Origin of the sequence: Hymenobacter glacieicola, from assembly GCF_014640315.1 — a bacterium.
Classification (GTDB): Bacteria; Bacteroidota; Bacteroidia; order Cytophagales; family Hymenobacteraceae; genus Hymenobacter; species Hymenobacter glacieicola.
Map to the genome: position 1 here is coordinate 19,784 of NZ_BMGS01000005.1, position 22,378 is coordinate 42,161.

Genomic DNA, 22,378 nt, shown 5'->3' on the forward strand with positions numbered 1-22,378 from the left:
CTCCGCTGGTGTTACGCTCCATTCCCCGCTTTATCTGGCCCGTAGCAGTTCTGCTGCTGGTTATCCGCCTAGCGCTCAACCTGGGCCTGAATCCGGGCTTGGAGTGGAACTACGACGAGCGCCGCAACGGCCGCATTGCCGACAACTACCTGGCCGGCCGTGGCTACGTGAGCCTCGACCCGGAGCGCAAGCAGCTGCGACCCGACTCTTTCCACGCCAGCTTTCCGGTGTTCGTGTACATTGGCTGGAGCAAGGCCGGCCTACCCCACCACTACCTGACGCTGCTGGTGTACGCGGCGGCGGCTGGCTGCTACCTGCTCGGCGGGCTCTACGTGCAGCGCACCCTGCGCTACTTCGGGCTGGCGGCCGGGGCAGCCTGGGCTGGGGCCGGGCTCTGGGCCATTTCGCCGGGGGTAGTCTACTATGTGGGGGCCTTTTGGTGGTTTGAGAATATCACGCTACCCCTGCTAATTATGGTAGTGTATAAGCTGTTGCGCTTACACGGGGGCCGCCCGCTGCGCTGGCCGGATGCGGTGGTCATAACGGCAGCTGTGGTCGTATCGTGCCTGCTGCGGGGATATCTGCTGGCGGTGTATGGTAGCCTGTTCGCCGTTTTTCTGCTGCTGATGCTACGCCAAGCGGTGCCCGCTGCTGCCCGCCGCGCGGCTTGGGGCCTGGGAGCCGCGGTGCTCTTGCTGCTCGTCGTAGCTCACGTGCCCGTTCTGCTGAAAAACTACCGGCAGTTCGGGGCGTACACGCTCAGCAACCAGGCAGGGTTTGAGCTGCTGCAAGGCCATAATCCGGTGGCCCAGGGCCGGTTCATGTTCAACTGGGACGACCGGACGGCTCCCTTCGACCAGTACGTGCGCGCCGCTATTCCCAACCTCGATTCGCTAAACCAGTACCAGGAAAGCCGTGCCCGCGCCCGGCTGGCTCGGCAATGGGTGGCGGCGCACCCGCTGGCGGAAGTCCAGTTATGGGCGAAAAAAACCGCCTTGTTTTTTTCGCCGGAAAACTTTGTGGCCGATGCGCCGCGCACTCCCTGGAACCCCTTTACGGCGGTGGTGCATCTGGCCTTTTTCACGGCCCTAGCCCTGACGTTGTTTCACTACCGGGGCCTGCGGTTTGAAAGCCGGGACTTGCTCTTGCTGCTGCCGCTGCTGGCTACCTGGATTATCAGTCTGGTGTTTTTCGTGGGCTTTCGGTGGCGGTTTTTCGCCGAGCCGGCCCTGCTCTTATTTCCCCTGATTGTGGGGCACCGGCTGCGCCAGCGGCTGGCCCTGCTGCCGCCAAAAAATAGTTAAAATGCGGGCCCCGTCGGCCCGAATGGCGAATACTTCCTGGCCCAAGCTATCGGCGTATAGCTGCGAGAGGCTGCGGTGCCCCACAATGCGGTGGGCGGTGATGAAGTAGCGTCCGGCGGCCGGTGGGTCCAAGGTTAAGCGTTGCCGATCGGCGGCGGAAAGTAGCAGCTTGTTGTTTTCCAGCAGGGGTAGGTGCGATACATCTACCGGAATAGTGCCCGTAGGCCGTTGCCGCACCAGCCACTCCAGGCCCTGCCGAAACGAAAGTCCCCAGTAGTCCCGCTCAAATAGGCGCTCCGCTTGGGCTGGGGTCAGGTAGTTAAAGTATACGTGCTCAAACGGGTGCATCCGGACCATGCGCCCTACTGTAACTAGCACCTCCAGAACGGCCACTACGGCCGCTACCCGGGCCAGGCTCCGCCAGCGCGGCAGGGGCTGCGCGGCTCGGTGCAGGGCAAGTCCGCCGCGCACGGCCAGCAACAGCAGGGCCGGGTACACGAAATACAGGTGGCGCCACCCGTCATACAGCACCGAGTGTAGCACCATCACCAGCAGCAGAGGAGCCACTAGCCAGCCAATAAGCAGCACGTCAAGCCGGCCTGATAAGGTCCGCAGAAAGGGTAGCGGCCTGCTGAGTAGTCGGTAACTAATAGCGGCTAGGCCAACTGCGGCGGCTAGCAAGTAGGCCCCCGGGGTGGTGAGCCCTATCCAAACCGGCGCGTAGTGCCACGGCAGGCCATTCGCCCAATACAGCTCGCCCAAATAAAGAACCTGGCCAACCCAGGGGAAATGACTCATATGCCGCCCAGCCAGCAGAAAATGCTGCAACGGATGCTCCCATAGGTAAGGCCAGCCCGCAATAGTGGCTACCAGGGTTACGCCAGCGTAGCAAGCGGCTACCCTTATAAGCCGCCGAAACAGCGCGGTCAGCCGCTCAGAAGGGCCGGGTACTGCCAGCAAAACGAAGGTAGCGGGCACTAGCAGCAGGCCCAGAATCCGTACGTCGATGGCGGCGGCGGTAGCTAACCCGTGCAGGGCAGCCCGGCCCAGAGTTGGGCGAGCCAGCAGCCGGGCCAAGGTGTATGTGCCGGTCGTAAACAAAGCCAGAAAAACCAGGTCCTTGCCGTTGTAAAACGACTCGGCAAAGAAGCGGGGCGAGGCCAGAAAGAGTGCTACTACCAGCAGTCCCAGCCGCTCGTCGCGGAACCGCAGCACCGCCAAGCGAAACAGAAACCAAAGGCTCCCCAGCGTAACTAAAAATACCCCGAAGTGGCGCAGCTGATAAAATGTGCCCAAGTCTAGACCGGGCTGTAGCACGTGCAGTAAGGCCAGCGGCATCTCAAACAGCACGCCGTGGTCGTTGTCCAGGTTCGATTCGAAGGGGGGGAGCCCTTGCAGCACGGGCTGTCGCGCTGCCCAGGCCGGAGCCACCAGATCGGCCACGTAGCGCACCGATACTAGGCCGTTGCGGTGGTCGGTGGGCTCATCCCAAGAAATACCGTAGTCCGTAACCAGCAGGCTACCCACCATGGCCACCAGCCCGAAAAACAATCCAATGGTAAAGCGAGAAACCCGACGTATAGGAGCAGCAACAGTCATTAGGAGCGAAAATACGCGCTGCCCAGTTTCAAACTCGCCCAAAACAAAAAAGGACAGCCGTTACCGACTGTCCTTTCGTGGGAGATACTGGGTTCGAACCAGTGACCCTCTGCTTGTAAGGCAGATGCTCTGAACCAGCTGAGCTAATCTCCCGAGGGGTATGCGTAAAAAGAAAGTGGGAGATACTGGGTTCGAACCAGTGACCCTCTGCTTGTAAGGCAGATGCTCTGAACCAGCTGAGCTAATCTCCCATTGGGCGTATCCCGTTTGGGATGGCAAATATGGGAGGTCATTTTCGAATACGCAACACTTTGTCCCATCTTTGGGTCAAGAAATTTTGCTGTCTGGTGCGCGTTGTGCGGGAAACTGATTGCCAGTCAGAAGTTTCAGGAGGTAAACACGGTGAGCAGATTTCTGAAAATTTCTTTTTTAACCTTGCTCACGCTCCTCGTTAGCGTGGTGGGCGGCGTGTGGTTGGGGCAGGACCGAATCATCGGCTTGTTTGTGCAGGCCCTGAACCGGCACCTGCAAGTACCCGTGCAGGCCAGCCGCCTGGAGGTGTCGGTGCTGGATCAGTTTCCGCGCTTGTCCGTGACTTTGCACAACGTGGTAGTGGCCGGCTCCGAGCCCGCCGACACTGTGAAGCTGGCCCGGGCCCGACGACTCTACTGCGCCTTTGATGCCTGGGACTTGCTGGCCGGCCGCTACCGTATTCGGGCCGTAACCCTAGCCGACGCGCAGGTGCGGGTGCGCCGCAACGCCCAGGGCCGGGGCAACTACCACGTCCTGCGCCCCGATACTGCTGCTTCCGCTGCCACCTCACCCTTCAGTATGGAGCTGGAGGGTATTGAGCTGCAGCGGGTGCGGGTGCTGTATGAAGACGCCGGCCGGCATCAGCACTTCAGCCTGCACACCCCGCAACTGCGGGCTACCCTGGGCATATCGGATACCCAACTAGATATTGCCGCCCAAGGGGTAGCACAAGTGGAAGCCTTGCGGCTGGGGAACGACGAGTATTTTCAAAACAAGGAGCTGACAGTAAGCACGACACTGGTCATCGACCGGCCTGGCCAGCAGCTGACTATTCAACCCTCCCAGATCCACATCGGCCCCGCGGCCTATGCCGTGGCGGGCACCATCGACTACCAGCGGGCCGCCGTGCTGGACGTGCGCTGTGAGGCCACCGGAGCCGACGTGCAGTCGGTGCTGGCCTTGCTACCGCCCCGCCTGACCCGGCGGCTAGCGGGCTACCGAAGCCAGGGGGCGGTGTATTTCGGGGGTACGGTGCGCGGCGAGTTGTCCGGGACCCGAAACCCCACAGTGGCGGTGCAATTCGGTTGTAAGGAAGCCTCTTTCTACCACCCCCGCTATCAGCAGGCCATTGACCACGTCAGCCTCACCGGGGCTTTCACCAACGGAAGCGCTCAGGCCGCCCGTACCACCGAGCTAACCCTGACTACTGTGCGGGGACAGCTCAGCGGTAGGCCTTTTAGTGGCAATGTGCGAATCCGCAACTTCGCGGACCCACGGCTACAACTGCAGGCTCAGGCGGAACTGGACGTAGCCCGCGCCGTGCGTTTCTTCCCGCTCGCTACCGTGCGCCAGGCCCGCGGCAATGCCACGGTGCGGCTACAACTAAACGGGCGCTTACAGGAGCTGCGCCAGCGGCCCACGGCGGCCCAGGCCAGCGGGGAGCTGACCCTGCGGGACGTGTACCTGCAGCTGCGCGACTTTCGGCAGCCGTTTACGCACCTCACGGGCCGTTTGCAGCTGCAAGGCCCCGATGTGGCCGTGCCCACCCTAAGTGGGAAGCTCGGCAACTCCGACTTCCGGGGCCGAGGCACCCTGCGCAACGTAACCAGTTGGCTGCTCCGGCCTGGTCAGCCACTCCGCCTGGAGGCCGTGGTAACCAGTCGCTTACTTGATTTCAACCAGCTGCTCTACGCCTACCAACCTACCCCTACTGTCAAAAACCAAAACAGTGCTGCAAGAGGAGACGGGTTGCGCGTGCCGGCCAGCATCGCCCTCAACCTACAGACTACGGCTGCTCAACTTCGCTTTCGGCGGTTGCGGGGGCGCAACTTGCGCGGAACTCTGCAGTTGCAGGACCGGGTATTCACCTCTGCTGGTCTGACGTTGCTGGCCGCCGGGGGCCAAGTAAGCGTGCGGGGCCGTGTGGATGTGCGCCAGCCCCAGCTTGTGAAAGCCAGCACTGTGGTAGGCTGCCAGCAGGTGCCGCTGGATAGCTTATTCTATGTGTTCGAAGATTTCGGGCAGCAGTTCATCACCCAGCGCCACTTGCGGGGCCGGCTCACGGCTACGGCCGAAGTGGATTCTTACTTCGACCAGCACTTAACTCCGCTTACGGACCGCCTCGAGGCTGAGGTGCACGCTACCGTCCGGCAGGGTGAGCTACTTAACTTCGAGCCCATGCAGAAGCTGAGCTTTCTGGCCAGCCGCGCCACCCTGCGTCACCTGCGGTTTGCGGAGCTGCAGAACCGCCTCTACGTGCAAAGCCGGACTGTGTACGTGCCCGAAATGGATATTCGGTCCAACGTAAAAGCCGCCTCCCTGATCCGGGTGACGGGCACGCACACGTTTGATCAGCAGATGGACTACCACGTCCGGATTCCGCTGTTGCCTGGGCTGCTGCCTCAAGTTCGGGCGGGGGCCGAGGGGCCCATGCTGCGCCTGGCTATTCAGGGCAATGAGCGGGACTTCACCATTCGCTACGAGCGGGCCGTTCGGGAGCCCGCTGCGCCAGCAGTGGCGAGACCGGCCACCGGTACCCGTCCCAGTGACCTGGGTAATACATCGGGTGCTGCGGCTGCTCCTGCCACCGTGGCAAAGCCCAGTTTTGAGATAAAAAAACCGGTAAAAAAGCCGGCTCAGCCGCAAACCGGCGAGTACTTTGACTTCTAGAATAAGGTAGAACAGGCGCTGAACGAGGAAGTAAGGCGTTGTAAGTCAGTGCTAAAGAGTGGAAGGTGGCTGAGCGGGTAGGACAAGTGGGGGCTGATTGTGGTCAGGAAGCGAGGCTAACCTATCCGAAGAGCTTGCGTTAAGGGTAGCTGATTTATTTCCACCTACTTTCCTTCCTGTCATGAACGATACGCAACTCCTGCAGAACTACTCCGACCAGGAAAAAGCCGCTTACTTGAGCGTTATTGCTAGCCTAGCTTCCGCTGACCGCGAAGCTTCCGCCGCTGAAATAGAATTCCTGCAGCAACTTGCCCACCAGGCCAACCTGAGCGGTGGCGCCACCCAACAGGTGCTAAGTGCTGCCAAAGATGCCTCCAATGAAAGTATCAAAGGCAACCTGGATGCCCTGCGCTCCAGCGACCTGCGTTTTTCCCTGGTAACTGACTTGATCAGCTTTGCCCGCGCCGATGGTGCTTACTCCAATACGGAGGAAGAAATGGTAAACAAAATTGCCGCCTACCTCGGCATCAATCAGCAGCAAACGCAGGTTCTGGAACAAGTAGTTGACCAGGCCGCGCAAGTACCCCACGATGCCAACGACCCAGCCAAGCAAGGCTTCCTGGGTGGCATCACCGACAAGCTCTCCAACGTTGGGATTCCCAAAGGAGCCCTGATGGCCGGCTTGTTGGGGGTAGTAGCCCCCATGGTTATTTCGAAAGTGATGAACCGTGGCGGCGGTATGCCCGGCGGTGGTGGCTTGCTGGGCGGCATGACCGGCGGTGGTAGTATGGGGGGCCTGCTCGGTGGAGCGGCCCAAAGCGGCATGGGTGGTTTGCTGGGCGGTTTGCTCGGGGGCGGCTTGCTCGGCGGCATGATGGGCGGCGGGGGGCAGCAAAGCTCCTACGGCAACTATCCGCAGCAAGGCTCGCACGTAGGTAGCGGCGGCCTGGGCTCCCTGATGTCCATCTTGGGCGGCCTAGGTGGCCAGCCCAACATGCAGCCCCGCAGCGCCGGCGGTGGCGGGCTGGGCGGCCTGATGAACGGCGGCATGGGCGGCTTGCTCGGCGGTCTGCTCGGCGGCCGGTAGTGCCTCTTGCCCAAGAAATAAGGCATAAAAAAGGCGGGCTGCTCCTCTTGGGGGCAGCCCGCCTTTTCTATGGTTGTTAGGTCGCCCTAGCTTGGTAAGCCGACCAGTTGCACCACCGTAGTGCCCGTGCTGGCGAAGGCCCCGCCGGCGGCTTCCACTACCTCCACCAGGCGGTAGTTGAGTTGCTCTTTCACCTGTAAGTACTCTTCGTAGTTCGTAGTCTCTACGAAGTACTGCACGGTTACTTCCTTGGCGGCGGGAGTAAGGGCCGCAAACTGAACTTGTACTTCCTTGGTTACCAGTGGGTTTTCTTCGAGGGCCAGCTTGCCTTCTTCCACAATACGGTGGAGCTGCTGGCTGGTGGTAGCGTGGCTCAGCGCCAGCGTGAAGCTTACCCGCCGGGCCGTGCGTAGCGACAGGTTGTCCAGGGGCTTGTCGATCATGCTTTTGTTGGGCACCGTAACGTAGCTTTTCTCCGCCGTGCGCAGGCGCGTACTCCGGAAGCCTACCTTCTCCACGGTGCCCGTTACGGCGCCTACCTCTACCAGGTCGCCAACTGCAAAGGGCCGGTCGAGGAAGATGGTAAAGGAGGCAATCAGATTTTCGAGGCTTTCCTTGGCGGCAAACGCCACGGCCAGCCCGCCAATGCCTAAGCCCCCGATAAGGGCCGTTACGTTGACTCCGAATACTTTACTGAGCATCACCAGAAAAGCCAGCGTCAGGACCAGGACTTTCAGCAGGTCTTTGGCGAAGGGAATGAGCTGGTCGTTGAGGCGGGAAACCTGCGTTTCTGCCCGGCGGCGAAACACCAGCACCAGAAAGTCGATCAGGCGCAGCCCAATCCAGGCTACGCCCGTGATAATGGCAACCTGATAGAGCCGGAACAGCGCGACCTGGGGCCAGGGCTCATGCTTGGAAATATCGGCGCTGCGCACGGGGTAGTCCAGAATCTGGAAGGCCAAGTATATCGTGACGAAAAACACCACGATGGACACGGGCTGAATCAGCAGGGCTTGGAACTGCTGCTCACTGACGCCCTCCGTGCGCTTGCGGATAAAGCGAAACACCAGCTTCGAGAGCAGGCGGGAAAGCAAGGTTTTAAAGGCGTACCCGAACAGCAAAATGCCCAGGCACGTCAGGTAGGCCCCCACGTTGTTGCCAAGGAAGCGGTAGTTCAGAATTTCCTGAAGGGTCATGGGTGAGGTCTGGGGGGCTGGGGGCTTGAGAACTGCGGTTCTTGGCTGGTGTGCTGCTAGCTTCTTGCGTCGTTGCACATCGTCCAAGGCCTATATTCCTAAGACCCCAAGCCGCAATTATACCAACTGGCGCAGTGCCATTTCGAACGACTTCTGGGCAATGCCGGTAGTCGCCTCGCTCTGCTGACGAGTGCGTTGCAGGGCTGCCCGGATGATGGTGGAGGTGTCTTGGAAAATAGCCTGGTCGGTAATTTCGGCGTTGGATTCCATTAGGTAGGCAAACACACGGGCCATGCCGCAGTTGGCAATAAAATCAGGAATTACGCTGACGTTGGCATCGGCAAACTCGCCGGTGGGCCCGAAGAAGATTTCCGGGTCCTGGAAGGGTACGTTGGCCCCGCAGGAAATAACTTCTAGTCCGCCCGCTACCAGCTGCTCTACCTGCCCGCGTGCTACCAGGCGGGAAGCCGCCGCCGGAATAAAGATTTCGGCCCCGCTGCTCCAGATGCGCTGGTTTACTTCCTCAAAGGAAAGTAGGTTGCTGGCCGCCAGAGCATTGCCTTCGCGCTGCAAAAACAGCGTCCGAATTTCTTCCAGCGAAAACCCTTCTTCCTTGATAAGGCCACCCGCCCGGTCGATGATGCCCGTGATGCGGGCGCCCTGGGTGGCCAGGTAGTAAGCCGCCGCCGCGCCTACGTTGCCCCAGCCCTGAATAAGAGTGCGCTTGCCGGCCACGGAGCGGCCGCCCCAAAGCTCATAGTAGTGGCGGACGGCTTCGGCTACCCCATACCCCGTAATCAGGTCCGCGACGGTGTATTTGCGGCTTAAGTCGGGGGAGAAAGTAGCGTCTTCGAGCACTTTCACCACGCCCTGGCGCAGTTGGCCCAGCTTCTGGATTTTCTGGGGCTCGGTGGCGCGGTAGTGCCCGTTCACAATGCCCTCCTGCGGGTGCCAGAGGCCGTAGTCCTCCGTAATCGGAATGACGTCGTGAATCTCGTCTACGTTCAGGTCGCCGCCAGTGCCATAATATGCTTTCAATAAAGGAATTACGGCCCGGTACCAGCGCTCCAGCACGCCGCGCTTGCGTGGGTCCTGAGGGTCGAAGTTGATGCCTGACTTGGCGCCGCCAATGGCCGGACCCGAGACGGTGAACTTCACTTCCATGGTTTTGGCTAGGCTCTCCACCTCCCGCTTGTCGAGGCCCTTGCGCATGCGCGTGCCCCCACCGGCTGCCCCGCCGCGCAGGGAGTTAATCACAACCCAGCCTTCGGCTTCGGTTTCGGCGTCTTTCCACTCAAAAACGATTTCGGGGCGCTTGTTTTCAAACGTAGCTAGCAGGTCTTTCATCGAAAAATAGTCGGGAGTAGGGTAGGGGTTCCGGCGCAAAGGTAAGCAGCGGCTTTTGGCCTGTGGTCATGCCGCGCGGGCAAGGCCTCGGCAGACTGGCGCTGCTAATTTCGTGGTCTGCGTAGCCCATTCCCTGACTAGTAATGCTTTACAAGGTCGAGTTCGTCGTTGCGGCTACTTGCTGCGTACAAGGGAAAGAGGATGCAAATCCGTTGGATTTGTAAATTTTTTTGGCAGCTGGTACGTTAAAAGGAACTATGCAGCCGTAGAATATCGTATTAGCCATATTCCTGCCTGCCCCACCCTGGTACCACCGTTGTAACGACATATGAAACCATTGCTTTCAAGAGTAGAGTCCAAAAAAGTAGACAAGGCCGCCGCCATGCTGAAAGTATTGGCGCACCCCAAACGCTTGGCCATCGTCGATCTGCTCGGCAAAGAGGAGAAGATGACCGTCACGGAAATCTACCGCTCCCTCGATTTGCCCCAGGCTATTGCCTCCCAGCACCTCATCACCCTCAAAGACCGGGGCATTCTGTCCTCGTTCAAAGTGGGTACCAAGATTTACTATTCTCTTTCCATTCCGAAGCTACTGGACGTAATCGATTCCCTGGAGGATTGCTGCGACACCATGTAAGCCCCGGCTTCGAAGGAGCAACGGTAACTATTAATAGATAAAAAGCCCTTCTGATGATCAGAAGGGCTTTTTGTATGTTTAAGCTTTGCGCCTAAGTTAGGCTACGTCGGGCTGGCGCTCTAAGTCAAACAGGTCCGTTAGCACGTCGATGAGCTGGTCGGCCTCGCCGCGCTTGCAGGCAGCTTTTAGCTGTAGCACGGGCTGCTTGAGAATCTTCTGCATCAGGGAGCGGGTAATGTCGTCCATGCGCTTGGCCTCCTCCGGGCTCATCTTCTTCTGGAAGCGGTCCATTTCCTCCAAGCGAATCTGCTCCAGGGCGTTCTTCAGCTTCTGAATGGTCGGCGACACCATCATTTCCTTGGTCCAGTCCTGCAGACCAATCATGCTTTCCTCAATGATGGCCCGCACCTGCGGCACGGCAGCTAGGCGGCGCTCCAGGGCGGCTGAGGCCTTGCTGTGAATGGCGTCGATGTTATACACCAGCACGCCGGGCACCTGCTCCACGTCAGTGGCAATGCTGCGAGGCACGGAGAGGTCAATAAAGAACTTATAGCTCAGCACATCAAGGCGCTCCACCATGTCGCGGGTGAAGAAGGGCTCGTCGCGGGCAATGCTGCTAATGATGATGTCGGCGTCCTTAAGGCCGGGGACCAAGCTTTCGAAGTCAATAACCTTCAGGCCGCACTCCTGGGCCAGCTCATCAGCCTTAGAGCGGGTGCGGTTGCAGATGGTCACGTCCTGAAACAGCTTGCTGTCCCCGAAGTGGCGGCAGACATCGGCCCCGATTTCGCCCAGGCCCACCACCAGCACGCGCGGGTTGGCCATGTCGGCGGTCAGTTCTTCTACCAGTTCCAGGGCGGCGTAGGAGGTAGAGGCTGCCCCGTCGCGGAAAGAGGTTTCCTGCTGTACGCGCTTGTTGGTAAAGAAGATAGTGTGCAGCAGGCGGTGCAGGAACGGGCCGGCCGCGTCGGCGTCAGCCGACCACTGGTAGGCCTGCTTCACCTGGTTGCTGATCTGCATGTCGCCCACTACCTGGGCATCAAGCCCCATGGATACCTCGAAGAGGTGCCGTACAGCGTCGGTGTGCTGGTCGAGAATATCAAAGTAAGGAAAGTACTCGGCCACTTCGGGCAGATGCTTGAGCTGACCCAGGGCCTCAATAATGGCGGGGCTCTGGTCGCGCTCAGCGGAATAGTACACTTCCGTGCGGTTACAGGTACTCAGCACGAGCAGGTCAGTGAGAGCCAGCTCGTGGTGCAGGGTGTGCAAGAAACGGCGACAGGCAGCCTCATCCAGGGCAATCAGCTCCCGGATTTCCAGAGGAGCTTTCTTGAAGGAGAGACTAACGGCCTTGAATGGATGGAGCATAGCTTGTGCTAGTGCGAGAATCAGAGGGCAAAAATACAGTACAAATTGCTAGCTTAAAAACAGTTGATACCCCCGGGTGGTTCGGGCAAACCCACATTGGCGCCGAAAGAGGGGTTTAGGCAGATTAAAGAGTGGTTATTCTCGTTTAATCTAACAAAAATCATTTCGTTGAACTACGCCCGGTTTGCTTACTGTTGAGTTGCCTCGCTGGCAGGCTCGTATCTTCGCCGGGGTGCGGGCCGTATGCTGCACCTGCCATCCGTTCGTTTCTGCTCTGTGCTGCCCATCCCGATTTACGACCAGAAGTCCCGCATCAAGCTCGTAATTGTAGGCGTAGCCCTGCTGATTGGGGCGGCTACGGTTATTTATACCAACCTGCTGGTGCAGCGCCTCTCGGAGCGGGAGCAGAAGCAGATTGACCTCTACGCCAAAACCCAGCGCTACCTCATCAATACCGAAGAAGAATCAAACGTATCCTTCCTCTACGATGAAATTATTGAGGCCAACACCACCATTCCTGTCATCTGGGCCGATGACAGCGGCTACCCCCTGGATGCCCAGAACCTGCCCGTCCCGAAAGGCCTAAGCGAAACGGCCCGCGTGTCCTACCTGCAGCAGGAAATGCTAAAGATGAAGGAGCAGCACCCGCCTATCGTCATTGAAATTGGGGGCGGAGTGCGCAACTTCATTTACTATAAGGAGTCGTCGCTCTTGACGCAGCTGCGGTTTTACCCGCTGGTGCAGTTGGCCATTATCGGCTGCCTGGGCGTTATTGCCTACTTCGCGTTTAGCTACTCCCGCCGGGCCGAGCAAAACCGCGTGTGGGTGGGCCTGGCCAAGGAAACGGCCCACCAGCTGGGCACCCCGCTCAGCAGCTTGGTGGGCTGGCAGGCCTATTTGCGCGAGTCGGAACGCTTTAGGGGTGAGCCCATTGTGGAGGAGCTGGGCAAGGACATCCGGCGGCTGGAAATCATTACGGAACGGTTCAGCAACATCGGTTCCGTGCCCGTGCTCAAAGACGAGAACATCCTGCGCGTAACCCAGAACGCCATTAGCTACCTGCAAAGCCGGGTGTCGAGAAAGGTGAGCTTCGAAATAAAAACCGACCTGCCCACCGATACGCCCGCCCAGGTCAACATACCGCTCTTCGACTGGGTAATCGAGAACATCTGCAAAAACGCCGTGGACGCCATGGACGGCAGGGGCAGCATCACCATTCACCTGCGCCGCCCGGTGCGCAATAAGTCCCAGATTGCCATCGACATCACCGATACCGGCAAGGGCATCCCGAAAAGCAAGCTCGAAAGCGTGTTTCTACCCGGCTATACCACCAAGAAACGCGGCTGGGGCCTGGGGTTGGCCCTGGCCAAGCGCATTATTGAAAACTACCACAAAGGCCGCCTCTTCGTGAAGTGGAGCGAGGTAGGCCGCGGCACTACCTTCCGGGTAATTCTGAACGGGTAGGGTAGCGGCTCGCCAGCCGGAGGGCTAGTTGCTTTGCTCAGTTTTCCGCTCCTGCGTGGTAACGTCTTTCGCCCCTTCCCGGACCTTTTTCACCTCTGCACGATTGGTGATTTCCACGTAGCTATTGCCGCGCACGGGCTTGCCGTGGTGGGTGCCTTCTACCCGGCACATGCCTTCCCAATAATGCATTTTGATGCCCGCGAATAGCTTGAGCGTCAACTCCTGATCCTGCATGACGGGCGTGATGGTCAGGTCGTAGCCCTGGCTGGGGATGCGCAGGCGCCACTTGCTGGGGTAGCGCAGCCGGGAGTGCGGGCTGGTCCAGTAGGCCAGGGGCTCCAGCTGAAAGTCGGTTTGGTCGAGGTGCGTATTCTGGGCTTGTGCTCCGTAGTGGGAGCCGCCTCCAATGCTTTGCCCGGTGGCCTTGTTGTAGAGCTGGTAGGCCATAATTTCCTCCCGGGGCTCGTCGAGCTGAATGCTAAACCAGTCCCAGCCCAGGTCCTTGGTGGTTACACTGTTGCAATTCCACTGCCGGTCGTACCACAGCTCGCCCTCTACCTGCCGGACTTTGCCATTGATTTCAACCGAGCCGCTGGCTTGCAGGCGCGGGTAACTGTAGTAGCCAGCCGTAGCCGTAGGGCCGTAGTGCTCGTAGCCGGTGCCGCCGTGCAGTAGGATGGGCTTGGTGGGGGTAGTCGTCAGGTCGATGGCGTGGCCGGTGTGCGCGGCCATGCGGGCCCGCAGGCGGTAGCGGCCTTCTTGCCCGCTGAGCGTCCAGCGCTGGGCCTGTTTCTGCATGCTCAGGTTCAGCGGCAGGGTTGGGGCCAGCAGTTGGGGCAGGCGCTCCACCTTATAGTCGTAGCGAAACTGCTGCTGCTGCGGATCGGTAAGGGCAAAGTTGACCATCTGCCAGTCCTTCTGGCCGGTGAGGTTAAAGTGGAAGAATACGTACTCCACCCCGAACGTCTCGCCGGTGGCCTTGTCGCGCAGGTGGCCCGTGAAGTACCACCATTCCAGGGAGTTCTGTTTATGCACGGCCTCTTCTTGGGGCAGTTGGGCCCGCTCCGTAAATACGTCGTGCTTATTCGTGGGCTTGAGGGCGCAGCCGGAGGTGGTTACTAACAGGAGAAGGGTAGCGAGCAGCAAATTCTTCATACCCCGGCATAAGGTTTTTCGGGGCCGAAAGGTTTGGCTGCCGGCACGTTTTGCTACCGCTGAAGCAGCTGAGTCAGGCGCTGCCAGAGGCCACGCGGGGTGTACCAGTGGGGCGCGTACATCAATCCCATGACCGTGTAGTCCATAGTAAGCTCAACAGTGACGGCGCTTGTGCCCGAGCTTGGTTGAACGGTTACCTGCCGGGGCTCGAATCCAATGCTGCTAAATAGTAGCACAATGGGTTGATTGGTAGCGGGTAGTGACAGGGCAAAGCTTCCGTCTGGGCCAGTGCTTACTCCAGTAGTAGTGCCTTGCACGAGCACCGTGACGCCAGGCAGATGAGTGCCAGCCGCATCAGTAACCCAGCCGCTGATGATGGTTTGCGGTACTAACAAGTCAGCCGTAATCGGCAACATTCCCATGGTAATGCGTTGCTCTACCGGCGCGTTTTTGGTTTGAGCCGCTACCGGCGCCGCGGCTACGCCCACGCTCAGCACGGCCAGCGCGGCCCCTATCTGCCACCACCGGGTAGCCATAGCCGGAGCGCGCAGCGGCCGATTCAGCTGGTGCCCCGTGAAACGCCCGCAGGTAGTACCCTTGGCCTGACTCAGATAGGCTAGCAACTCGGCATCCGACATGCGGGTGAAATCCACGACTACCTTGCTACAGGCGGCGCAGTGGCGGCCCTGGGCGGCGGGCGTCATGGCGGCCCAGCTTTCGTGGCAGGGCTGCGGAACGGTTAGGATGGGGCGGGGCATAAGCGTAGAAAATAGCGGTTTATCTGGTTGATGCCGCGCCCGGCTACATTCCATAGTGTACCACCAATTTTTCTTGGGTAGGACGCGGCCACTGCACCTTGTTTCAGGGTAGCTGAAGTAGTGGCGCGGGCTCCTGGCGTGCAGCCCCGCGCATTATTCTGTATCTTTTGCCCCCTTAACCTCTCACTACGGCCTTGTCTACACCTCTTCCGCCCTCGCGCCTCAGCGGCCTGTTTCGCCGCAAAAGCCTGACTGATATTCTGCACAACCCGCCCGCCGATGCCGAAGGTCACGGACCCGGCGAAAGCGGGGGGCTGGCCCGGCACCTAACCGTGCGCGACCTGACGGCCCTGGGCATTGCCGCCGTCATTGGGGCGGGCATCTTCAGCACCATCGGCAACGCCTCCCACGACGGCGGACCGGCCGTGTCGCTGCTGTTCGTGTTTACGGCCATTGCCTGCGCCTTCTCGGCTTTGTGCTACGCCCAGTTTGCGGCTACCATTCCCGTGAGCGGCTCGGCCTACACCTATGCCTACGCCTCCTTCGGGGAGCTGGCCGCCTGGATTATCGGCTGGGCCCTGATTATGGAGTACGCCGTGGGCAACATCGTGGTGGCCATATCCTGGTCCGATTACTTTACCGGGCTGCTCGACGGCATTGGGGTGCATATCCCGAGCTACCTCACCATGGGCATGCAAAGCGCCCACAAGCACTACACTGAGGTACTGGCCCTGATGCAGGCCGGCAAGCCGCTGGCCGAAGCCTCCCCGGCTCAACTGGCTGGCTACCAAACCTGGGCCTCGGCCCCCGAGCTGTTCGGCGGTTTGCGCCTGGTGATTGACTTGCCCGCCGGCCTGATTACCCTGCTGATTACGGCCATTGTTTACATCGGCATCAAGGAATCCAAGAATGCCTCCAACCTGCTGGTGCTGCTGAAGCTGATTGTGGTGGCCACTGTTATTGGCGTGGGCGTTTTCTACGTGCAGCCCGGCAACTGGACTCCTTTCGCCCCGAACGGGGTAGGTGGGGTGCTGAAGGGCGTGTCGGCCGTGTTTTTTGCCTACATCGGTTTCGATGCCATCAGCACGACGGCTGAGGAGTGCAAAAATCCCCAGCGCGACCTGCCCCGGGCCATGATTTACGCCCTCATTATCTGCACCGTGCTCTACGTTATTATCACGCTGGTACTCACCGGTATGGTATCCTACAAGGAGCTGGGCGTGGGCGACCCGCTGGCCTTTGTGTTCCAGAAAGTGGGGTTGAATTGGCTGGCCGGGGTGGTGGCCGTGTCGGCGGTGTTTGCCATGGCCTCCGTGCTGCTCGTGTTCCAGATTGGGCAGCCCCGCATCTGGATGACCATGAGCCGCGACGGGCTGCTGCCGCCGGTGTTTGCCAAGGTGCACCCCAAGTTTCACACGCCCTCGTTCAGTACCATTGTCACGGGTTTCTTCGTGGGCGTGCCGGCCCTGCTGCTGAACATGGACCTGGTAATTGACCTGACGAGCATCGGGACCTTGTTTGCCTTTGCGCTGGTGTGCGGGGGCATCCTTATCATTGACCCCCACGGCCAAAGCGAGGCCCGTTTCAAGGTGCCCTACATCAATGGGCAGTTTCTGGTGCCCTTGGTTATGCTCGTGGGGCTGGGCTTGCTGTTCGTGTATAACCAGGAGGGGCTCCGCGCCTTCGGCAGCGCCGTGCGCGGCGAAGGAGGCTACGAGGAGTTCCGCCACTACATCCCGATGCTGGTGTTTATTGGGTTCTGCCTCGGGCTGGCCTGGTTGTCCTTCCGCAAGCGCCTCTCCCTGCTGCCTACCCTGGGCCTGCTCACCAATCTCTACCTGATGACCCAGCTGGGCATCAACAACTGGCTGCTGTTCTTCGGCTGGCTCGTTATTGGCCTAGCCCTTTACTTCAACTACGGCTTCAAGCACAGCCGATTGGGGCTGAAAAAAGTAGCTGCCGTGAGCCAGTAGATTCTGCCGTCGTCCGGTACCTTTCCTAACCCGTCGGCGCTGGCAGCCGGCGGGTTTTGTGTGTCTGCCACTTTTCGTCTGATCGGTTTTTGTTTCTCTGTACGCTATGTCGGCTGCTGATACCGCTACCTCGCTGGCCGCGCGCCTGGAAGCTTCCCGCCAGGAGCTCCTGGACCTGGGCCTGCGCAACCCCCTGCTCAACTTCCGGGCCTCGCCGGCCCGGGGCGTAACGGTAGCGCGCGAGGAGTCGGGGGCGGTATACGAGGTGCTGGTACGCCAAGGCAAAACCATGTATTTCCAGGGCGCGCCGGGCTCCCGAAAAACCCTAAAGTCCCCGGATTCAGTGCAGTACATGAGCGGCTTTACGCACCTGGAAGCCGCCGAAGCCGGAGTAAGCGCCACGGAAGCCCAAGCCCGCCGCGACGAATATTATCAGGCCGCTCAGGAGCCGGTGCCCCTACCGGCGGAACTCCCGGCGGCGGAGCAGGCCGCCCTGCTCACGGATAATAAGCTGCAAACCGACGACCCGGTAGATAAACTGGAGGCCCGGCTGCTTAACACCTACTACACCGCCCGCACCAGTCTGGAAGAAACGAGGGTGAATATTCTGTACCTGGCGCTGGGCCAGCTCACCTGGTACGAGGCGGAAAGCAGCCCGGAACCCCGCCACGCGCCCCTGCTGCTGGTGCCCGTGCTGCTGGAGCGCGGCACTGCTGCCGAGCGGTTCCGCCTGCGCCACACCGGCGCCGATGTGGAAGGCAACCTCTCGTTGCAGGCCAAGCTGCGGGCCAGCTTCGGGGTAGCGCTGCCCCTGCCCGAAGCCGAAGACGACCTGCACCCGGCCGAGTATTTTGCCAGCGTAAGCCGCGCCATTGGTGGCCTGCCGCGCTGGCAGATGCACCCCAATACTATCGTGCTGGGCTTCTTCTCCTTCGGTAAGTTCATGCTCTACCGCGACCTGGACCCCGCCCTCTGGCCCACCGACGCCCCCCTGCTCAACCACCCGGCCATTGCCGCCCTGCTGGGCCCCGACACGGGTTTCCGGGAAGCCGCGACTACCCTCAGCGACACGGCCTTTCTTGACACCGAAAGCCCGGCCCACGAGCTGCACCAGGTACTGGACGCCGACTCCTCTCAGCTGCTGGCCCTGCTGGCCGTGCACGAAGGTCGCAACCTGGTTATTCAGGGGCCGCCCGGCACGGGCAAGTCGCAAACCATTGCCAACCTGCTGGCCGAAGCCATTGGGGCGGGTAAAAAAGTGCTGTTCGTGGCCGAGAAAATGGCCGCCCTGGAAGTGGTAAAGCGCCGCCTCGACACCCTGGGCCTGGGCGCGGCCTGCCTGGAGCTGCACAGCCACAAAGCCAACAAAAAAGCCCTGCACGATGAGCTGAAGCAGACCTTAAGCCTCGGCCGACCCGCTACGGCGGCGCTGGTAGCCGACCAGATGACCCTGTTGCCCCGCTACCGCGCCGCCCTCAACGACTACGCCCTGGCCGTGAATGCTCCGCTGGGTTGCAGCCGTCGCACCGCCCAGCAGGTAGTAGGCGAGCTGGCCCGCCTGAATGAGACGCGGGGGCCGGTAGAACTGCCCCGGCTCGTGCTTCCGCGCCTACCCGAGTGGACCGATGCCGACGCCGCCCACGCCGAAACCCTGGCCGCGCGCCTGCAGGCTACCCTGCAAAAAGTCGGGCGGCCAAAAGACCTGCTGTTCTGGGGTAGCGAACTGACGGTGCTACTACCCGCCGGGCAGGAGCAGCTGGCGCAGCGCCTGCAAGAAGCCCGAGAGGCAGTAACTACCCTGCAGAGTGCTGCCGAGGCGCTAGCTGAGCACCTTGGCCAGCAACCCGTTCCCGCTGACCGCGCCGCCGCCGAAGCCTTGCTGCCCGCCGCCCGCCACGCCCTGCTGGCTCCTGGCCTGGCTGAAGCTGCCGTAGCTGACAAAAGCTGGCAGGAACGGGCCAGCCGCATCAATGAAGTTCTGGAAGCCGGGGCGGCCTACGCCCGCCTGCGTCAGCAGTACGAGCCCCTGCTGCTACCCGAGGCCTGGGGGCAGCAACTGCTTTCGGAGCGGGCCGCCTTCCTGAGCTACGCAGGCAAGTGGTGGAAATTCCTGAACAGTGACTACCGCAAGGCCAAGAAGCGCCTGCAAAGCCTCTGGCGCGGTCCGCTGCCCCCCGAAGCGGATGCGGTAATCAGCACCATCGACGCCATTCACGAAACCGCTCGCCACGAGCAGCTTCTTACGGAAGCCAGCGGCCAGATGCGGGGTTTGTTTGGCAATGCGTGGCAGGGCCTGCGCTCGGAGTGGTCGGCGTTGGCGAAAACGCACGAGTACCTGTTCCGCACCCACCAGCGCATCAGCCGCAAGGAGCTGCCAGCGGCCTTGCTCGCCTACCTGACCCAGCCGCCAGAACGTGAAACCTTAACCGCCCGGCTGGCTTCTCTCGAAGCTGCCCTGGCCCGGCACCGCAGCGCCCTGCAGGCCCTGGTTGATGCACTGCAACTCAACGAAGCCCGCCGGTTTGGCCCAAGCGGCCGCCTGCAGTTTCAACTCTTCGCCGCCCAGCTGGCCACGCTGGCCGCCTGGCAGGCGGACTTGCCGGCCCTGCGCCTCACCACCGAATGGAACAACGTGGCGGCCGCCGTGCACGCCGAAGGGTTGCCGGAGCTGCTCCTGCTTGCTGAGCGCTGGGAGCCGGCCGCCCACCACCTGGTAGCGGCTGTGCGCCAAACGTGGCTGGAATACCTGCAGAAGCTGGCCTACGAGCAGTACCCGGCCCTGCGGCAGTTTGAGCGCGCCAGCCACGAGGAAATGGCCGTCCGCTTCCGTCAGGCCGACCGGGACTCGCTCTACCACAACCGGGTGCGGGCCATGCAGCAGCACTTCGAGCAGCTACCCAACCAGCAAGCCGGCGGCCAGATGCTGCTTTTGCGCAACGAATTCGCCAAGAAAGCCCGCCACCTACCCCTGCGCAAGCTTATGCAGCAAGCCGGGCGGGCAGTGCAGGCCATTAAGCCGGTGTTCATGATGTCGCCGCTGTCGGTAGCCGGCTACCTGCCGCCGGGCGCCGTGGAGTTCGATTTGGTGGTGTTCGACGAAGCCTCGCAGGTGAAGCCCGTGGAAGCGTTGGGCGCCATTGCCCGCGGCCGGCAGCTGGTAGTCGTCGGCGACTCCAAGCAGCTGCCGCCTACCTCGTTTTTCGATTCGCTTACCGGAGCTGGCGAAGAGGCGGACGAGGAAAACGTAACGGCCGACATCCAAAGCATTCTGGAGTTGTGCAAGGCCCGCCAAATGCCCGAGCGAATGCTGCGCTGGCACTACCGCAGCCTCCACGAAAGCCTGATTGCGGCATCTAACCACTTGTTCTACGACGACAAGCTGGTGATTTTCCCGAGTCCGGGCGGGCAGGGGCAGTTGGGGCTGGTCTACCACCATTTGCCCCACACACATTACGAGCGGGGCACCACGCGCACCAATTCGCTGGAAGCCCAGGCCGTGGCCGAAGCGGTGCTGCACCACGCCCGCACCACCCCGCGCCTCACGCTGGGGGTAGTGGCCTTCAGCACGGCCCAGCGCCAGGCCATTCAGGATGCGCTGGAAAAGCTGCGCCGCCAGCACCCCGAAACCGAGGAGTTCTTCAACCGCCACCTGCACGAGCCCTTCTTCGTGAAAAACCTGGAAAACGTGCAGGGCGACGAGCGGGACGTCATCCTGATTAGCATCGGCTACGGCCGCACCCAGGAAGGCTACCTGAGCATGAGCTTCGGGCCCCTGAACGGGGAAGGCGGCGAGCGGCGCCTGAACGTGCTCATTACCCGGGCTAAGCAGCGCTGCGAAGTATTTACCAACCTTACTGCCGACGACCTGGACCTGAGCCGCACCAAAGCCCGGGGCGTAGCCGCGCTCAAAACCTTCCTGGGCTTCGCCCAGCACGGCCGTCTCAACCAGAACGAGGAAACCGGCCGGGCCCCGGAGTCGCCGTTTGAGGAAGCGGTGCACCGTGCCCTCACGGCCCGCGGCTACGTGGTGCGCCCCCAGATTGGCTCCCAGGGCTTTTACCTCGATTTGGCCGTGGTCGACCCCAACCAGCCGGGGCGCTACGTGCTGGGCATTGAGTGCGACGGGGCCATGTACCACAGCGCCCGCTCGGCCCGCGACCGGGACCGGCTGCGCCAGCAGGTGCTCGAAAACGTGGGCTGGCGCCTGCACCGCATTTGGAGCACCGACTGGCTGCGCGACCCGGCCGCCGAAACCGAGCGCGCCGTGCAGGCCATTGAGGAAGCCCGCCGCCGGGCCGCCCTCGACCAGGCCGATGAGCCGGAAGAACTACCGGCGCTGGAGCTCGAAGCGCCAGCGGGTATTGCCCGTGATAAAGCACCTGTTACCCCCGTAGCCCTGGCCGAACCCTATCAGGTGGCTCAGTTGCCGGCCGCCGTGGCCCACCGCGAGCTGCACCAGCACAGCCTGGGCCAGCTGGCGCTGTGGCTGGCTCAGGTAGTCCGCATTGAAAGCCCGGTGCACCTAGAGGAGGCCACCCGGCGGCTGGCCCAGGCCAGCGGGGCCACGCAGGTAGGGGCCCGCATTCGCAAGGCCGGGCAGGACGCGGCCTTGCTGGCCCACAACCTGCGCCACGTGCGCCGGGAGGGTGATTTTCTCTGGGATAACGCCATGCAACAGCCTCCTCTCCGCGACCGAAGTCAGCTGCCAGCTATTTCGCGTAAGCTGGGCTTTGTGGCGCCGGAAGAACTGGCCCGCGCCCTGCGCACCGTGGTGGAGCAAAGCTTTGCGCTGCCCCGCGAGGCAGTGTTTCTGCCGGCGGTGCGTTTGCTCGGCTTTGCTCGTCTCAGCGAAGAAATGCGGCAGCAGCTGGAGCCCGTGCTGTTAGAACTGCTGGAGCAGGGTAGCCTGCTGGAAGTGAACGGGGTGCTAAAACCGGCGCTTTAACGCGCGAAAAGGCCCCGCCGCAGGTGCAGCAGAGCCCTTTCAGAGGAACGGCCTGACCTTGCCTGCTTGGGGCAGCAACCACCTGCTCTGCGTCGGGATGAGCTGGTTGCTGTGGAAGCGGGAAAAGGTACTAGGGTAGTTGCGTTAGCGTGACGGGGAAGAAGACGGGCCCTCTGGCTCGTAAAATGAAAGCTGCGAGTGAAACAGCTGCAGTTGCTCGGGTGTGCGAAACAAAAACTGGTAGGACTGCTGTCCGTCCTGCATCAGGCGAATAGGGTCCGTCTCGAAGCCAAACGTGAGCAGAATGCGCTGCACCAGCAGCGGAGTTTGCTTGGCCAGCTGGGAGTTTTTCAGGTTCACGACCATGGTGTAGTTCATGCCTTGGCTTTCGGCCCAGGGCTTGAGCGCACCATGCGCAAAGGAGTTGAGCCGGTGCTTTACATAGCGTAGGCCATCAGCATAACTGACAACCAGCCCGGGGCTGGGGAAGGCCGTGACAGCCGGTGAAACATGTGACATAGGTGTGTGCAGCGGAGTAGAGCATGATGACGCAGAGGTGAAGGGATAATATACACAAAATTAGTGGTAAGCATACCTATATTATTGATAAGCTATTGATTTTA

Annotated in this window: 14 protein-coding genes and 2 tRNA genes; 7 read left to right on the top strand and 9 right to left on the bottom strand. The window is 61.1% G+C overall.

Annotated features, from left to right (window positions below; translation table 11 throughout):
* The first annotated feature begins 8 nt into the window (after window positions 1-8).
* The gene (locus IEW18_RS10130) at window positions 9-1,304 is read left to right on the top strand and encodes a hypothetical protein (RefSeq protein WP_188557740.1); all 1,296 of its coding nucleotides are present in this window, start codon (window positions 9-11) and stop codon (window positions 1,302-1,304) included.
* Here IEW18_RS10130 and IEW18_RS10135 read toward each other — a convergent pair.
* The 3 genes from IEW18_RS10135 to IEW18_RS10145 form a co-directional block, all read right to left on the bottom strand.
* Entirely contained in the window at window positions 1,236-2,903 is a 1,668-nt protein-coding gene (locus tag IEW18_RS10135) for a glycosyltransferase family protein (protein ID WP_188557741.1), read from the bottom strand. The two genes, IEW18_RS10130 and IEW18_RS10135, sit on opposite strands and share 69 nt — an antisense overlap.
* 78 nt (window positions 2,904-2,981) lie before the next feature.
* Window positions 2,982-3,056: transfer RNA gene (locus IEW18_RS10140), tRNA-Val, on the bottom strand.
* A gap of 23 nt (window positions 3,057-3,079) precedes the next feature.
* Window positions 3,080-3,154, bottom strand: a tRNA-Val gene (locus IEW18_RS10145).
* A gap of 184 nt (window positions 3,155-3,338) precedes the next feature.
* On the opposite strand from IEW18_RS10145, the gene IEW18_RS10150 reads away from it, so the two are divergent.
* Complete coding sequence (locus IEW18_RS10150; RefSeq protein ID WP_188557742.1) at window positions 3,339-5,825, top strand: YhdP family protein; 2,487 nt, start codon at window positions 3,339-3,341, stop codon at window positions 5,823-5,825.
* 181 nt (window positions 5,826-6,006) lie between these two features.
* Window positions 6,007-6,912 (top strand): TerB family tellurite resistance protein, encoded by a 906-nt coding sequence (locus IEW18_RS21860; RefSeq protein ID WP_188557743.1) that lies wholly within the window; start codon window positions 6,007-6,009, stop codon window positions 6,910-6,912.
* An 86-nt stretch (window positions 6,913-6,998) separates the two neighbouring features.
* Here the strand turns inward: IEW18_RS21860 and IEW18_RS10160 are convergent, their stop codons facing one another.
* Complete coding sequence (locus IEW18_RS10160) at window positions 6,999-8,108, bottom strand: mechanosensitive ion channel family protein (RefSeq protein ID WP_188557744.1); 1,110 nt, start codon at window positions 8,106-8,108, stop codon at window positions 6,999-7,001.
* Between the two features lie 117 nt (window positions 8,109-8,225).
* Window positions 8,226-9,455, bottom strand: a complete 1,230-nt coding sequence (locus IEW18_RS10165; RefSeq protein ID WP_188557745.1) for a Glu/Leu/Phe/Val dehydrogenase dimerization domain-containing protein — start codon at window positions 9,453-9,455, stop codon at window positions 8,226-8,228.
* A 328-nt stretch (window positions 9,456-9,783) separates the two neighbouring features.
* Here IEW18_RS10165 and IEW18_RS10170 point away from each other — a divergent pair, with 328 nt between their 5' ends.
* Window positions 9,784-10,092 (top strand): ArsR/SmtB family transcription factor, encoded by a 309-nt coding sequence (locus IEW18_RS10170; RefSeq protein ID WP_044003755.1) that lies wholly within the window; start codon window positions 9,784-9,786, stop codon window positions 10,090-10,092.
* Between the two features lie 96 nt (window positions 10,093-10,188).
* On the opposite strand, the gene hemA is transcribed toward IEW18_RS10170, so the two are convergent.
* Window positions 10,189-11,460: a glutamyl-tRNA reductase gene (hemA, locus tag IEW18_RS10175; protein WP_188557746.1), complete on the bottom strand. Its 1,272-nt coding sequence runs from the start codon at window positions 11,458-11,460 to the stop codon at window positions 10,189-10,191.
* Between the two features lie 276 nt (window positions 11,461-11,736).
* On the opposite strand from hemA, the gene IEW18_RS10180 reads away from it, so the two are divergent.
* On the top strand, window positions 11,737-12,924 hold the full coding sequence (locus IEW18_RS10180) for an ATP-binding protein (protein ID WP_308428048.1): 1,188 nt from the start codon (window positions 11,737-11,739) through the stop codon (window positions 12,922-12,924).
* Window positions 12,925-12,948: 24 nt separating this feature from the next.
* On the opposite strand, the gene IEW18_RS10185 is transcribed toward IEW18_RS10180, so the two are convergent.
* Together IEW18_RS10185 and IEW18_RS10190 are read right to left on the bottom strand one after the other, a co-directional pair.
* A complete protein-coding gene (locus IEW18_RS10185) occupies window positions 12,949-14,079 on the bottom strand; it encodes a lipocalin-like domain-containing protein (RefSeq protein WP_188557748.1) in 1,131 nt (376 codons plus the stop codon).
* Window positions 14,080-14,132: 53 nt separating this feature from the next.
* Window positions 14,133-14,837 (bottom strand): carboxypeptidase-like regulatory domain-containing protein, encoded by a 705-nt coding sequence (locus IEW18_RS10190; protein ID WP_188557749.1) that lies wholly within the window; start codon window positions 14,835-14,837, stop codon window positions 14,133-14,135.
* Between the two features lie 194 nt (window positions 14,838-15,031).
* Between IEW18_RS10190 and IEW18_RS10195 the strand changes: the two genes are divergently transcribed.
* Both IEW18_RS10195 and proA read left to right on the top strand, forming a co-directional pair.
* Window positions 15,032-16,810, top strand: a complete 1,779-nt coding sequence (locus IEW18_RS10195; RefSeq protein WP_373285720.1) for an amino acid permease — start codon at window positions 15,032-15,034, stop codon at window positions 16,808-16,810.
* A gap of 106 nt (window positions 16,811-16,916) precedes the next feature.
* Window positions 16,917-21,755 (top strand): anti-phage protein ProA, encoded by a 4,839-nt coding sequence (gene proA / locus IEW18_RS10200; protein ID WP_188557750.1) that lies wholly within the window; start codon window positions 16,917-16,919, stop codon window positions 21,753-21,755.
* A gap of 144 nt (window positions 21,756-21,899) precedes the next feature.
* Here proA and IEW18_RS10205 read toward each other — a convergent pair whose 3' ends face one another.
* The gene (locus IEW18_RS10205; protein WP_188557751.1) at window positions 21,900-22,274 is read right to left on the bottom strand and encodes a hypothetical protein; all 375 of its coding nucleotides are present in this window, start codon (window positions 22,272-22,274) and stop codon (window positions 21,900-21,902) included.
* Window positions 22,275-22,378: the final 104 nt, after the last annotated feature.